Source organism: Pseudomonas sp. PS01299, assembly GCF_029960145.1.
Lineage (GTDB): Bacteria > Pseudomonadota > Gammaproteobacteria > Pseudomonadales > Pseudomonadaceae > Aquipseudomonas > Aquipseudomonas putida_A.
In genome coordinates, this window is the sequence record NZ_JASCPO010000151.1 from 1 (window position 1) to 13,972 (window position 13,972).

The following is a 13,972-nucleotide window of genomic DNA, read 5'->3' on the forward strand; positions in this document are numbered from 1 at the left end:
CCCGCTCCCACAGTGTTTTTCTGTGTGACACCCATCGTATAAACACCGGAGATCCCTGTGGGAGCGGGCTTGCCCGCGAAGAGGCCAGCCCAAACCCTGAAAATCTCAACCCTGACTGAACATCTCCATCGCCCGCTGCTTGATCTGCTCTTCCGTCAGATCCTCCTTGCGCGTTGCCAGAAACCACAGGTGCCCATAGGGATCCTTCAGCGTCCCGCTGCGATCACCATAAAACTGATCCTTGACCTCCGACACCGCTTTCGCCCCGGCATCCAGCGCCCGTTGAAAGGACTTGTCGACATCAGTGACATACAGATGCAGACCGACCGACACGGCATTGTCCGGACCACTCAACGGCCCTTGATCGCACGGTGTGCCGAGCATGATCGCGCTGTCGCCAATGCGCAGTTCGGCGTGGCCGATGCGCCCGTCGGGCATGTCCAGGCGCATGACCTGGGTCGCGCCAAAGGCTTTCTTGTAGAACTCGATGGCTTCGGCAGCCTTGAGGATGCCGAGGTACGGGGTAATGCTGTGATACCCCTCGGGAATGGGTTTGACGCTCATGACGTTCTCCCTGTTTTTGTTTTGCGAGGTATGGCTCCACCGGATTTGTGGAAGATTCACTATAGAACTGTCTGCGCGGCCAGGATTTTTCCCCGACGAGCAGTCAGTCCAGAAAGTGCGCCCCCGGCCCCTGATCACCGAGCACATCGCCCTGATTGCGCAACGGGCAGGCCTCCATCGACAGACACCCGCAACCGATGCAACCGGTGAGCCGGTCACGCAACAAGGTCAGCTGATTGATCCGCTCGTCCAGTTCGCGGCGCCATTGTTCGGACAGGACTTTCCAGTCTGCTGCTGTCGGAGCGCGGTCGTCGGGGAGTCTCTTCAGCGCCTCGCCAATCTCCGCCAGCGGAATACCCAGACGCTGCGCGACCTTGATCAACGCCACCCGGCGCAACACTGCCCGTGGGTAACGGCGCTGATTGCCGGCATTGCGCTGGCTGGTGATCAGGCCTTTCGATTCATAAAAGTGCAGGGCAGTGACCGAGACTCCGCTGCGCGCGGCGACTTCGCCCACGGTGAGCTGTTTGTGCAGATTTTCCGGGGTGATCATTTTGCAAAAGGACTCTTGACCTTGACTTAACTAGAGGTTTTACCCTGCAGGCCTTCGAGTCGCAAGACTCGGCTTAATGATGAGTGGGGACTTCTCATGCAAACCTCGACGAAAAATCGCAGTTTTACCCAATTGATCGAATTCGAGATCGAGCCGCGCCAGCAACCGGCATTGGTCAGTGCGCTGTCGCAGCAGAGCGAACATCTGGCGCAGCGCTACGCAGGCTTCGTCAGCGCCAGCGTCCAGGTCAGCGACGACGGTCGGCGGGTGCTGAGCTTGCTGCAGTGGCAGAGCCGCGAAGCCGGGGAGGCGGCGTTCTGTAGCTTTGAAAGCGGCGAGCAGGATTTCTGGCAGCTGATCCGCGCCCATCAGGCGAAAACCGTGACCTTCAATTCATTCCAGGTGTTGAGCAGCATCGCCCGCAGTCATGACGATGCGCTGCACTGCAATCTGGTCGGCTAGATCGACAACTGGATCAGGCGTTCACCGTGCAGGTTCTCCGTGAGTCGCCGCTTGTTCACCGCCAGTTCGCCGATCTTGATCAGCCGCGTGCGGGTGACATTGCGGCTCAGACCGAGCAGCGCGGCGGTGTGCACCTGGTTGTAATGGCAGAAGCGATAGGCGGCGCGCAGCAGGGCGTCTTCGACCTTTTCGTGGAGGGCGCCGGCCTGTTGTTCGAAGAGCTTCTGGAAGGCTCGCTCCAGCAGCGCTTCCGGTGAATCGTCGGTGTTCGACTGCTGATCGTCCGGGCGCTCGATGCGCAGGTTCGACAGGCGCAGATCATCGCGTTCGATCACGCCGTTGCGGCAGATCAACAGGGTGTGGTGGATGACGTTTTCCAGTTCGCGAATATTGCCCGGCCAACTGTAGCTGCGCAGTTTCTGTTCGGCACCGGGGCTGATACTGACCCGTCCGTAACCCAGGCGTTGGCTGTAGGCCTCGATGAAATGTCGGGTCAGCGGCAGGATATCGCCGGGCCGCTCGCGCAACGGGCTGAGCTCAAGATTGACCACGTTCAATCGGTAGAACAGGTCTTCGCGGAAGTTTCCGGCATTGATCGCTTTCTCCAGTTGCACGTTGGTCGCGGCCAGCACGCGCACATCGATCGGAATGCTTTTGCGCGAGCCGAGGCGCACCACTTCGCGCTCCTGCAACACCCGCAGCAACTTGACCTGAATTGCCATCGGCAAATCGCCGATTTCGTCGAGGAACAAGGTGCCGCCATCCGCCTCTTCGAACCACCCGGCCTTGGCGCTGAGGGCGCCAGTGAAGGCGCCTTTTTCATGGCCGAACAGCTCGGCTTCCACCAGCGATTCGGAAAACGCGCCGCAGTTGACCGCGACAAACGGCCGATGCCGGCGGTGGCTCAGGTTATGGATGTGCCGCGCCACCAGCTCCTTGCCGGTGCCGGTCTCGCCGATGATCAGTACGCTGGCTTCGCTCGGCGCGACCTGTTGCAGATGCGCGAGCAGGGCCTGGGACTTGGGGTCTTCGAAGACCTGCGCGGTGGCGCGGATCGATGTCGCCAGCGCGGGTGAGGGCGGAAGGGTCAGCAGTTGCATGGGGCTCGCTCCATTAAAGGCAAGATCAGGAATAGAACGTCGGCACCGGCAGCGCCTGGTTCAGCGCCCAGTCGCCCAGCTCGTGGAGTTTGTAATCGAGGGGGTCGTGCAGGGTCTGCGTGCGCAGGTTGCGCCAGTGCCGATCGAGACGCAGCGAAGCGTGGGTCGAGCGCGCGCCAGTGACTTCGAACAAACGGCTGCAAATATCCAGCCCCTGACGACTGGCGGCGACCTTGGCGGTGGCAATCGCCGTGGCCAGATGTCCACGCTCTTCTGCCGTCAGGTTCGGGCCTTGGGCCCAGGCCTCGTCAAGCAGCGCGGCGGCCCGTTCGACCAGCAGGCGGATGCCTTCCAGCGCGACCCAGAACTCGCCGTAATGCGCGAGCACGTACGGGTCTTCACGCACATTGCGGGCGGCGGATTTGTGCCAGAGCCGGGTTTCGCTCAGGGTGTATTGCCGGGCTTCCTCAAAGGCACCTTCGGCGATGCCGAGAAACATGTGAGTGAAGGTCAGTTGCGCGATCAGCGGACGCAGGCAGGCGAACGGTGTGCTCAACGGCCCGGGATCGAGCAGTAGCTCGGATTCTTCGACCCGCACCCGTTCGAACGTGGCGCTGCCACTGTCGGTCTGGCGCTGGCCGATGTTGTTCCAGTCGTCGTGCAGGGTGATGCCGCTGCGACCGCTGGGGATCGCCGCGATCAGCAACTTGCCGCCGGCGCTTTCGTCGACGGCCGAAGCGATCAGCATCTGCGAATCGCTGGCGCCGGAGCAGAAGCTTTTCTTCCCGGAAAACTCGCGCCAACCGCCAAGGTCCTTGACCACGGTGCGGGTGTCGAGCGGGTTGAGGGCGTTGCCCCAGAACCAGTTCTGCCGCGCGGTCTGTTCGAACCACGGCTGCCATTGTTCGGGCCGCGAGAACAGGCGCACGGTGGCGAGCATCAGGTGATGAAAACCGAAGACGTGGGCGATGGAGCTGTCGACCTTGGCGAACTCGCGCACGACTTGCAGGGTTTCGCTCCATGTCGCGCCGAGGCCGCCGTAGCGGGTGGGAATGCTCAGGGCCAGCAGGCCGCTGTCGCGCAGGGCATCGCGTTCGGCCTTCGGCGTACCGCCGCGCTCGTCACGTTCGACGGCGGTGACGGCGAATTCGGCGGCCAGTTGGCGCGCGGTCTGCAGCGGGGAGAGCAGGGTGCTTTGTGGTTTGGCGGTCACACGGTGTTCCTCAAAATCGATGCAATCCCTGTAGGAGTGAGCCTGCTCGCGATGTGGTCAGCACAGTCGACATCACCGTCTCAGATACACCGCTTTCGCGAGCAGGCTCACTCCTACAATGGGCGTTTTTAGGCCTTGGCTTGGCCGGGCAACACATCGTTGGCAATCATTTCGCCAAACGGCCCGGTGAGGTTGGTCACGCCGCGTCCAGCCAGGCTTGCATACGGTTCGGGCAGCAGCGGGAACACCAGTTCGGCAAAGCGGTAAGCCTCTTCCAGGTGCGGATAACCGGAAAAGATGAAGCTCTCGATACCGAGGTCGGCGTACTCCTTGATCCGCGCGGCCACTTGCTGCGGATCGCCCACCAGCGCGGTACCGGCACCGCCGCGTACCAGACCGACGCCGGCCCACAGGTTGGGGGCGATTTCCAGGTTGTCGCGACGCCCGTCATGCAACGCCGCCATGCGCCGCTGGCCTTCGGAGTCGAAGCGCGAGAAGGATTTCTGCGCGGCTTCGATGGTCTCGTCGCTGATGTGCTCGATCAGTTTGTCCGCAGCCTTCCACGCCTCTTCGGCGGTCTCGCGAACGATGACGTGCAGGCGAATACCGAACTTCACCTTGCGTCCATGGCGAGCGGCACGTTCACGTACATCGGCGAGTTTTTCGGCAACGGCGGCGGGCGGTTCGCCCCAGGTCAGGTACACGTCGACTTGCTCGGCAGCGAGGTCATGCGCCGCGTCGGACGAGCCGCCGAAATACAACGGTGGATACGGTTTCTGCACCGGCGGATACAAGGCTTTGGCGTTCTGCACTTTCAGGTGCTTGCCCTCGAAATCCACCGATTCGCCTTGCAACACCCGGCGCCAGATCCTGAGGAATTCGTCGGTGACTTCGTAGCGTTCGCTGTGGCTCAGGAAGCTGCCGTCGCCACGGTTTTCGTCGGGGTCGCCGCCGGTCACCACGTTGATCAGCAGACGACCATTGGACAGTCGATCGAGCGTTGCCGCCATGCGCGCCGAAACGGTGGGCGAAATGATCCCCGGGCGGATCGCTACCAGATAACGCAGGCGTTCGGTCAACGGCACCAGCGCCGAGGCGATCACCCACGAGTCTTCGCAGGAGCGCCCGGTGGGAATCAGCACGCCGTGATAGCCGAGGCTGTCGGCGGCTTGCGCCACTTGTTTCAGATAATTCAGGGTGACCGGGCGCGCGCCTTGGGTGGTGCCCAGGTAATGGCCGTCGCCGTGGGTCGGCAGGAACCAGAAAACATCCATGAACAGCTCCTTAAGCGATTTTCAGCAACGGTTTGATTTGTGTGCCGAACAGCGGCGCGGCGCGTTCGGCGGCCAGACGGATCCGCGCTTTCAGCGGTTCGCTGGTGATCTGGTAGTCGGCGAAATCGGCCTCGGTGGCGTACACGCCAATGGGCAGGGTCACGGCCTGGAAGAAACTGAACAGCGGCCGCAACTGATGATCGAGTACCAGCGCATGGCGCTCACTGCCACCGGTGGCGGCGAGCAGCACCGGGGTGTCGATCAGTGCGTTGAGGTCGATCAGGTCGAACAGATGCTTGAGCAGTCCCGGGTAGGAACCGCGATACACCGGCGCGGCGACGATCAGCAGATCGGCCTGTTCGATGGCTTGCAGTTCGGCCTCGACCTCGGCGCTCAGCTCCTGACGCGACAGGGCACCACCCAACGGCCGGGCGATGTCACCGAGTTCGATCAGATGACTCTCGACCGGTAAGTGTCCGGCCAGTTCGGCCAACAGCGCTTGGGTCAGCACCAGCGTGCGCGATGGACGCCAGGTGCCGCCGGAGAGGGCGACGACTTTCAGGGGACGCGACATGATCAGTTCCTTTTTATCAACAGTTGCTCAGCGAGCAGTGAGTAAGTGCCAAGGCTTGAGCAAGCGCTGTACCAATTCCTGAGAGGCCCGGTTTACTTGGGCCTTAGCGCTCTGGCGTGAGTCGGTTGTGCAGATATCAGGCGGGTTTGCTGATCTGCTGTTGCCTGGGCAACAGTTGCTGGAGCAACAGTTGTTCGCCGTGTGCAGGGATTTATAGCGGCTGCTGGTTATTCCGTAAAAGAACGTTAATCGATATTTATAGATCGTTAAGAGATATGAGGGCGTTAAAGCTGAAATCCTGATAGCCACTATTGAGAGCGTTGATTTTTGCCCGGAGAGGCGCGGGCGTAGCCTTTGTCCATCGACTACCACCGCTCGCCAGGACGCTCCCCATGAATCGTTTACTGACTGTTTCGCTGCTGCTCGCTGTCTCCGTACTCGCCGGTTGCGCGACCCACGTTTCCCCCGAACAACGGCCGTACACCGCCGAAGAAACCCGCGAACTGGCAATGGAAGCGCTGAACCGCAGCGGCTTGTCTTTCGACGAATATCACGCGAAGAAAGCTGCACTACTGGGCGAATCGCAATTCGACAAGAAAGCTGAAATGAGCGCCGGGCGAGCCATACAGCTGCACGGTCGTCCAAGCTAATCGCAAACTGTACTGCTTGAATTTTCGCGTAACTGTCCGTGGGTTTGCGCGCTGCCGTGCGATAGGGTCAACACCTGAATGACCCTGACGGATTGCCCCATGACCCTCTCGCTTGATCTGCTGTTGGGCTTTGCCCTGTTTGCCCTTGTCACCTCGATTACACCGGGGCCGAACAACACCATGTTGCTGGCGTCGGGCGTGAACTTCGGCTTCAACCGCACCATTCCTCACATGCTCGGCATCACCTGCGGTTTCTTCGTATTGGTGGTCGCGGTGGGCTTTGGCCTGGGCGCGGTGTTCCAGACTTACCCGATTCTCTACACGGTGCTGCGCTATCTCGGTGCTGCATATCTGTTGTACCTGGCGTGGAAAATCGCCCACTCGGGGCCGGTGGGTGAGGGCGTGGAAGGCGAGGCCAAACCGATCAGCTATCTGGGTGCCGCCGCGTTTCAGTGGGTCAATCCCAAGGCCTGGATCATGGCCATCGGCGCCATCAGCACCTACACGCCGATGCAGGGTTACTTCACCAACGTAGTGGTGATCGCTGCGGTGTTCGCCATCATCAACCTGCCCAGCGTCGGCGTCTGGGCAGCGTGCGGCACGCTGCTGCGTAACGTGCTGAAGGACCCGCGCTGGTTGCGCGTGTTCAACTGGGGCATGGCGGCGCTGTTGGTGATTTCGCTGTACCCGTTACTTCTCGAAAGCTTTCACTGACGCATTGCTTCAACCGCCGGCCCGATGCCTGTTAAGCTCGGCTTCAGGAGCGTTCCTACGCACTTTTAAATGAAGTTGTTCTTCTTTAACGGCATCCGATCAGGTATTGATGACGGTCTCGAACCCAGGCGCAGCTCACAAGGCTGCGCTGTGCCGTTTGCAGACACGAGCCTCCTGATCCCGGAACACGCTCTGCGAGTCTTTTATGAATAAACGTCCGTTGTATTTCGATTACGCCGCCACCACCCCGGTGGACGAGCGGGTCATCCAGGTGATGATCGATTGTCTGGGTTTTCACGGTAACTTCGGCAACCCGGCGTCCAGCTCCCATGCCTTCGGCCAGCAGGCCCGGCACACGGTCGAGCAGGCCCGTCGGCAAGTCGCCGAACTGGTCGGCGCCGAGGCTGCGCAGATCGTCTGGACCTCCGGCGCCACCGAATCCAACAACCTCGCCCTCAAGGGCGTGGCCCAGGCGCGCGGCGTTGCCGGCGGCCACATCATTACCAGTCAGATCGAACACAAAGCCATTCTCGATACTGCCCGGCAATTGCAGGATGCCGGCGTCGCGGTGACCTATCTGGTACCGGACGCCGAAGGCCTGATCACCCCGCAGGCAGTCAGCGAAGCCATGCGCGACGACACCTTTCTGGTGTCGCTGATGCTGGTCAACAACGAACTCGGCACCCTCAACAATATCCCGGCGATCGGTGAAGTCGTGCGCGGCCGTGGCGCGTTGTTTCATGTCGATGCTGCGCAGGGCGCCGGCAAAGTGGCGATTGATCTGCAGCAGTGGCCAGTGGACTTGATGTCGTTTTCCGCGCACAAGCTTTACGGTCCCAAGGGGATCGGCGCGTTGTATGTCGGCCCGCGCGCGCAGCAGCGTTTGCAGGCGCAGATTCATGGCGGCGGTCATGAAGGCGGGCTGCGCTCCGGGACCCTGGCGACGCATCAGATCGCCGGCATGGGCGCGGCATTCGCCTTGGCGGCTGCCGAATTCGATGCCGAGAAAAAGTCCATCGTGGCGCTGCGTGAACGGCTGCTCGAACAGTTGCTGAGTCTGCCGGGCGTACGCCTCAACGGCAGCGCCAGCCAGCGTATCGCGCACACGTTGAGCCTGACTTTCAGCGAAGGTGAATTCAACAGTGCGGCCTTGAGCCAGTCGATCGCCTTTTCCGCGACCTCGGCCTGCAACTCGGCGAGCAACACGCCTTCTCACGTGCTGCTGGCACTGGGGCACGACGCCCGGCTGGCCGGTCGCACCATTCGTCTGAGCCTCGGCCGTTTCACCACCGCCGACGATATCGATCAGGCGGCAGAACTGATCAAAAGCGCCTGCGCCAGTGCCCCGGCATTCTGGGCGACAGGGCTTTAACCAGCCGTTTTCACGGCTACGAACAATAACGATGAAGTGATTGGCAGGAGACATGATGAGTACCCAGACTTTGACCGAAGGAACGGTTCCCCAGCGCCTGGCGCACACCCGTGAATTGATGCGCCGTGAAGGCATTCATGCGTTGCTGGTGCCATCGGCCGACCCGCATCTGTCGGAATACCTGCCGGGTTATTGGCAGGGGCGGCAATGGCTGTCGGGCTTCCATGGTTCGGTCGGCACTTTGATCGTGACTGCTGATTTCGCCGGGGTCTGGGCCGACAGTCGCTATTGGGAACAGGCGACCAAGGAACTCAAGGGCAGCGGCATCGAACTGGTCAAGCTGCAACCGGGTCAGCCGAGTCCGCTGGACTGGCTGGCCGAGCAGACCCCGGAAGGTGGCGTAGTCGCGGTCGACGGTGCGGTGATGGCCGTGGCTTCAGCGCGCACCCTGAGCAGCAAGCTCGAAGCCCGCGGCGCGCGTCTGCGCACTGACATCGACCTGTTGAATGAAGTCTGGGCGGATCGCCCGAGCCTGCCGAACGCGCCGATCTATCAGCATGTGCCACCGCAAGCGACGGTCAGCCGTGGCGAAAAACTCGCCAAACTGCGCGAGACCCTGCAGGAACGTGGCGCCGATTGGCACTTCATCGCCACCCTCGATGACATCGCCTGGCTGTTCAACCTGCGCGGCGGCGACGTGTCGTTCAACCCAGTGTTTGTTTCTTTTGCGTTGATCAATCAACAGCAGGCCACGCTGTTTGTGGCCTTGAGCAAAGTCGATGCCGAGCTGCGTGCAGTGCTGGAACAGGACGGCGTGACTCTGCGCGATTACCGCGAGGTCGCCGACGCCTTGCGCGCTGTACCAGGCGGCGCCAGCCTGCTGGTGGATCCGGCGCGGGTGACCAGCGGTTTGCTGGATAACCTCGACAGCGCGGTGAAACTGGTCGAAGGCTTGAACCCGACCACCCTCGCCAAATCGCAAAAAAGCGAGGCTGATGCGCAGCATATCCGCAAGGCCATGGAGCAGGATGGCGCGGCGTTGTGCGAATTCTTCGCCTGGCTGGAATCGGCCTGGGGGCGTGAACGCATCACCGAACTGACCATCGACGAAAAACTCACCGCTGCCCGTGAGCGCCGTCCGGATTACGTGTCGTTGAGCTTCAACACGATTGCCGCGTTTAACGCCAATGGCGCGATGCCGCACTATCACGCCACCGAAGAAGAACACGCGGTGATCGAAGGCGACGGCTTGCTGCTGATCGACTCGGGCGGCCAGTACCTGGGCGGCACCACCGACATCACCCGAATGGTCCCGGTCGGAACCCCGACGGACGAGCAGAAGCGTGATTGCACTCGCGTACTCAAAGGCGTTATCGCGCTGTCGCGGGCGCAGTTCCCGAAAGGCATTCTCTCGCCGTTGCTCGATGCCATCGCCCGCGCACCGATCTGGGCGGAAAACGTGGATTACGGTCACGGCACCGGTCATGGGGTCGGCTATTTCCTCAACGTGCACGAAGGCCCGCAGGTGATCGCCTATCAGGCAGCACCGGCACCGCAAACGGCGATGCAACCGGGGATGATCACCTCGATTGAACCGGGCACCTATCGTCCGGGTCGTTGGGGCGTGCGCATCGAGAACCTGGCGATGAACCGCGAGGCGGGGAGCAGCGAGTTCGGTGAGTTCCTCAAGTTTGAAACCTTGACCCTGTGCCCGATCGATACGCGCTGCCTGGAGCCATCCTTGCTGACGCAGGAAGAGAAGCAGTGGTTCAACGCCTACCATGCTGAAGTGCGTGAGCGTCTGAGTCCGTTGCTGGAGGGGGCCGCGCTGGAGTGGCTGAACACGCGCACAGCGGCGATTTGAATGGCTGAAACCCGGGCGCTGTTGGCAGCGTCCGGGTTCTGAGGTTTTTCTAAGCCTGACGCAGGGCCTCTTCGACGAAGTCGAGGCGGTCCTGTCCAAAGAACATCTGGTTGCCGATAAACATGCTCGGCGCGCCAAACACCCCGCGTTTAATGGCTGTTTCGGTGTTGTCCTTCAGGGCTGCCTTTACCGCCTCGTCGTTGGTCAGGGCCAGGACTTCATTGGGGTCGAATTCATTTTCGCTCAATACCGCAGCGACAGTTGCCGGCTCATCGAGAGCGCGTCCCTCCACCCACAATGCCTTGAACAGACAATCGATAAATGCGTGAAAGCGTTCCGGCTGGCGCAGTTGGATGCCGGTGACCGCGCGCATCAGCATCAGCGTGTTGATCGGGAAATGCGGATTGAATTTCAGCGGCACGCCATAACGTTTGGCGTAGCGATCCAGATCCTGAAACATGTAGCGGCCCTTCGCCGGAATCATCGCCGGCGACGCGTTGCCAGTCGCCTTGAACACGCCGCCCAGCAGCATCGGGATATAGATCAGCTCGCTTTGAGTTGCGGCACATATTTTCGGTAATTGGGTGTAAGCCAGGTAGGTGGCAGGGCTGCCGAGGTCGAAATAGAACTCCACGGTTTTCGTCATGTTCGCTGCTCTCTGATTATTGTTATGGAGGAGGCGGGGCTTACCAGCGTTCGTTCCACGGGCGCAGATCCAGCTCGAAGGTCCAGGCATCCCGTGGCTGACTGTGCAGATACCAGTAGTTTTCGGCGATGTGTTCGGGATTGAGAATACCGTCCTGATCCTTGGTCGCGTACTTCTCCGGGAAACTGTTGCGTATGAAGTCGGTATCGATCGCGCCATCGACCACTACATGGGCGACGTGGATATTCATCGGGCCCAACTCGCGAGCCATGCTTTGTGCCAGTGCACGGATACCGTGTTTGGCGCCGGCAAACGCGGCAAATCCGGAAGCACCGCGCAGCCCGGCGGTGGCGCCAGTGAACAGAATGGTGCCGCGTTGGCGGGTGACCATGCGCTTGGCCACTTCGCGGGCATTGAGAAAGCCCGAGAAACAGGCCATTTCCCAGATCTTGAAATACTTGCGCGCAGTTTCTTCGAGAATGCTGCAAGGCACGTTGGCACCAATGTTGAAGACAAACGCTTCGATCGGGCCGAGGTGGGTTTCAATCTCTTCAATCAACGCAATGACGTCTTCTTCCTTGCGCGCATCGCAGGCAAAGCCGTGAGCTTCGCCACCCTCGGCCTGAATCGCCTCGACCAGCGGCTGCAATTTGTCGGCGCTGCGCCGGGTGACGCAAGCGATAAAACCTTCTCTGGCAAAGCGCTTGGCAATCGCTCCGCCGGTGGCATCGCCAGCACCCACCACCAACACGACCTTCTTGTTATTCATGGGTAGATCCCTTTAGTAAACGATCGTTAAGTGAACGAACGTTATGCTAGGATCCGGGCAACGTCAAGGCGGTCGATCAAGAGGGCAAGCACATGCGGTATTCCGCCGGTCACAAGCTGGAAACCCGAGAAAAACTGCTGAACAGCAGCGCGCTGTCAGCCAAGCGTTCAGGCTTTTCCACGGTCGGTGTCGATGGTTTGATGAAGGCTATCGGCCTGAGTGGCGCAGCGTTTTATAGCCACTTCTCGTCGAAAAACGAGCTGTTCACGGCGATCGTCGAGCGTGAACTGTGTCAGAGCCTGGAGCGACTGGGAGGGCAGGGGGCGCAGGATCGTGAGCGGCTGGAACGCTGTCTGAAACAGTACCTGAGCATGGCTCACGTGGAGCAGCCTGAATCGGGCTGCGCCTTGCCGACACTGGGTGCGGAAATTGCCCGTTCAGATGATCAGGTTCGCGAGCAGGCAGAGTTGTGGATTAGTCGGTTGCACGCCAGTTGGGCGCAGATCCTGGAAAGCGACAGCCTGGCGTGGGCGGTTCTGTCGCAATGCGTCGGAGCGTTGGTAGTGGCGCGGATGCTGGTGACGCCGGAGATTCAACGGACGGTTTTGAAATCCAGTCATGAGGAAATCGGGCGTCAGCTGGCTGCTCGACAAGGCGAGCAGCCAGCATGATTCATTTGCAGATGACGATCATGCTGCGGCTGGTATAGCCTGCCGGATTGAGACCGAACGGGTAGTCGCCGGGTTCTTCCACGGCGTCCCCTGATTTGGCGATGACTTTGTAGCCCTTTGGGGCGCAGGCATTGGCGGCGCTGGTGTAGCACTTGTCCCAAGAGGACGACAGCCCGGAACAGTTGATGTGCAGCCCTTTTTTACCGTGCTTCACTTGGGTCTTGGCGGTGGCTGCGCACCCCGCTACTGCCAATACAGCGATCAGTATCAAAATTCGTTTCATTACCGTCCTTATGGTAGCCACGAGTCTGGCGCTCGGGTCTGCCTGTATTCGCCTGCGCTTTAAGCGGTTCGATATCCCTGTCCGAAAAAATCCATGCCTGGCACTGAGTTAAGGGGCCTAAACATGGCCTAAATGAACGCCAATTGCCAGACCTTCGTCAAATCCTGTTTCAATCTGCCGCTACAACGGGTTTGGCGCTACTGCCCATGGTCATGGTTGCCCCGACGGAGGCCAGAATAATGCACAGGATCGCCATCCATTGTGACAGCGTGAGGTACTCCTGCAGGAATAGCAGCCCGGACAACGCGCCAAAGGCCGGTTCGATGCTCATCAAAGTCCCAAAGGTGCGGGCTGGTATGCGGGTGAGGGCGACCATCTCCAGCGTGTAGGGCAAAGCAGTCGAGAGGATGGCGACGCCGATGGCGACCGGGATCAGCGACGGGGTGAGCAATGCCGCGCCGGCATGCACGATGCCGATCGGGGCGACAAACAGTGCGGCAATCATCACGCCCAGGGCCGCGGTCGTCACGCCGTTGTCAGCGCCAGCCTTTTGGCCGAACAGAATGTACAGCGCCCAGCACACGCCGGCCCCCAAGGCGTAACCGGCACCGACCAGATCAATTCCCGTGGAGGTCGCTCCGGTGGGAATCAACAGGAGCAGGCCAGCTGCCGCCAGAGCAATCCAGAGGAAGTCGATCGCACGGCGAGAGGCGTAGATGGCGACGGCCAACGGACCCGTGAATTCAAGCGCGACTGCAATGCCAAGTGGCACGGTGCGCAATGACATATAGAAGAGGAAGTTCATGCCGCCCAGCGCCATTCCGTAAACGATCACCGTGCGCAGGGACTGAGCTGTCAGCCTGGCGCGCCACGGACGCAGTAGTAACAGCATGATTACGCTGGCAAAGACCAGGCGCAGGGTGGTCGTCCCCTGAGCGCCAACCACCGGGAACATGCTCTTGGCCAGAGAGGCGCCAGACTGAATGGATGCCATGGCTATTAATAAGAGGCCAACCGGGAACAGCATTGAGGCCAGAGAGCGAGGTTGGTCAGTCATTGCGAGGCATCATCCGAAGGTGAGAGCAGGGTGTTGTTTTAAGTGTTGGGCAATATACTGCGCATTCGCTGACGTTGCATCTATATATAAGCAGGCTTTTTCGGTGCATTGATAGAAAACTGAAATTAACGGTTGACGGCAGATTCAGGAGGTCTATAATTCGCCCCACTTCCGGCGCAGTCGAAACGGAAAACTCCTTGAGATTC

General features: G+C 60.5%; 16 protein-coding genes. 6 read left to right on the forward strand and 10 right to left on the reverse strand.

The window, feature by feature from the left end; translation table 11 throughout:
- Nucleotides 1–105: 105 nt before the first annotated feature.
- Nucleotides 106–564, reverse strand: a complete 459-nt coding sequence (locus QMX91_RS21655; RefSeq protein WP_210558407.1) for a VOC family protein — start codon at nucleotides 562–564, stop codon at nucleotides 106–108.
- A gap of 103 nt (nucleotides 565–667) precedes the next feature.
- A complete protein-coding gene (soxR, locus tag QMX91_RS21660; RefSeq protein ID WP_282413346.1) occupies nucleotides 668–1,117 on the reverse strand; it encodes a redox-sensitive transcriptional activator SoxR in 450 nt (149 codons plus the stop codon).
- Between the two features lie 96 nt (nucleotides 1,118–1,213).
- Here soxR and QMX91_RS21665 point away from each other — a divergent pair, with 96 nt between their 5' ends.
- Nucleotides 1,214–1,579, forward strand: coding sequence for an antibiotic biosynthesis monooxygenase (locus tag QMX91_RS21665; protein ID WP_282413347.1), 366 nt, complete (start codon nucleotides 1,214–1,216; stop codon nucleotides 1,577–1,579).
- Here QMX91_RS21665 and QMX91_RS21670 read toward each other — a convergent pair.
- From QMX91_RS21670 to msuE, 4 genes are all read right to left on the reverse strand, one after another.
- Nucleotides 1,576–2,679, reverse strand: coding sequence for a sigma-54 dependent transcriptional regulator (locus tag QMX91_RS21670; RefSeq protein WP_135296268.1), 1,104 nt, complete (start codon nucleotides 2,677–2,679; stop codon nucleotides 1,576–1,578). The two genes, QMX91_RS21665 and QMX91_RS21670, sit on opposite strands and share 4 nt — an antisense overlap.
- Nucleotides 2,680–2,704: 25 nt before the next feature.
- Entirely contained in the window at nucleotides 2,705–3,892 is a 1,188-nt protein-coding gene (locus tag QMX91_RS21675; RefSeq protein ID WP_282413348.1) for an acyl-CoA dehydrogenase family protein, read from the reverse strand.
- A gap of 128 nt (nucleotides 3,893–4,020) precedes the next feature.
- Complete coding sequence (gene ssuD, locus QMX91_RS21680; RefSeq protein ID WP_223009464.1) at nucleotides 4,021–5,166, reverse strand: FMNH2-dependent alkanesulfonate monooxygenase; 1,146 nt, start codon at nucleotides 5,164–5,166, stop codon at nucleotides 4,021–4,023.
- Nucleotides 5,167–5,176: 10 nt separating this feature from the next.
- Nucleotides 5,177–5,740: an FMN reductase gene (msuE, locus tag QMX91_RS21685; RefSeq protein WP_047599911.1), complete on the reverse strand. Its 564-nt coding sequence runs from the start codon at nucleotides 5,738–5,740 to the stop codon at nucleotides 5,177–5,179.
- A 392-nt stretch (nucleotides 5,741–6,132) separates the two neighbouring features.
- Between msuE and QMX91_RS21690 the strand changes: the two genes are divergently transcribed.
- From QMX91_RS21690 to QMX91_RS21705, 4 genes are all read left to right on the forward strand, one after another.
- Nucleotides 6,133–6,390 (forward strand): hypothetical protein, encoded by a 258-nt coding sequence (locus QMX91_RS21690; protein ID WP_041069780.1) that lies wholly within the window; start codon nucleotides 6,133–6,135, stop codon nucleotides 6,388–6,390.
- 99 nt (nucleotides 6,391–6,489) lie between these two features.
- Nucleotides 6,490–7,104 carry a LysE family translocator gene (locus QMX91_RS21695; RefSeq protein WP_003226640.1) on the forward strand — a complete coding sequence of 205 codons (615 nt, stop codon included), beginning with the start codon at nucleotides 6,490–6,492 and terminating at the stop codon, nucleotides 7,102–7,104.
- A gap of 205 nt (nucleotides 7,105–7,309) precedes the next feature.
- Nucleotides 7,310–8,476: an aminotransferase class V-fold PLP-dependent enzyme gene (locus tag QMX91_RS21700; RefSeq protein WP_223009462.1), complete on the forward strand. Its 1,167-nt coding sequence runs from the start codon at nucleotides 7,310–7,312 to the stop codon at nucleotides 8,474–8,476.
- Nucleotides 8,477–8,531: 55 nt separating this feature from the next.
- The gene (locus QMX91_RS21705) at nucleotides 8,532–10,340 is read left to right on the forward strand and encodes an aminopeptidase P family protein (RefSeq protein WP_282413349.1); all 1,809 of its coding nucleotides are present in this window, start codon (nucleotides 8,532–8,534) and stop codon (nucleotides 10,338–10,340) included.
- Nucleotides 10,341–10,389: 49 nt separating this feature from the next.
- Here QMX91_RS21705 and QMX91_RS21710 read toward each other — a convergent pair whose 3' ends face one another.
- Nucleotides 10,390–10,986, reverse strand: coding sequence for a 2-hydroxychromene-2-carboxylate isomerase (locus QMX91_RS21710; RefSeq protein WP_282413350.1), 597 nt, complete (start codon nucleotides 10,984–10,986; stop codon nucleotides 10,390–10,392).
- Nucleotides 10,987–11,026: 40 nt separating this feature from the next.
- On the reverse strand, nucleotides 11,027–11,755 hold the full coding sequence (locus QMX91_RS21715) for an SDR family oxidoreductase (RefSeq protein WP_282413351.1): 729 nt from the start codon (nucleotides 11,753–11,755) through the stop codon (nucleotides 11,027–11,029).
- Between the two features lie 92 nt (nucleotides 11,756–11,847).
- Here QMX91_RS21715 and QMX91_RS21720 point away from each other — a divergent pair, with 92 nt between their 5' ends.
- Nucleotides 11,848–12,426 (forward strand): TetR/AcrR family transcriptional regulator, encoded by a 579-nt coding sequence (locus QMX91_RS21720; RefSeq protein ID WP_135296259.1) that lies wholly within the window; start codon nucleotides 11,848–11,850, stop codon nucleotides 12,424–12,426.
- A 1-nt stretch (nucleotide 12,427) separates the two neighbouring features.
- On the opposite strand, the gene QMX91_RS21725 is transcribed toward QMX91_RS21720, so the two are convergent.
- Together QMX91_RS21725 and rhtA are read right to left on the reverse strand one after the other, a co-directional pair.
- A complete protein-coding gene (locus QMX91_RS21725) occupies nucleotides 12,428–12,709 on the reverse strand; it encodes a hypothetical protein (RefSeq protein ID WP_096795010.1) in 282 nt (93 codons plus the stop codon).
- A gap of 169 nt (nucleotides 12,710–12,878) precedes the next feature.
- Complete coding sequence (gene rhtA / locus QMX91_RS21730; protein ID WP_134786968.1) at nucleotides 12,879–13,766, reverse strand: threonine/homoserine exporter RhtA; 888 nt, start codon at nucleotides 13,764–13,766, stop codon at nucleotides 12,879–12,881.
- Nucleotides 13,767–13,972: the final 206 nt, after the last annotated feature.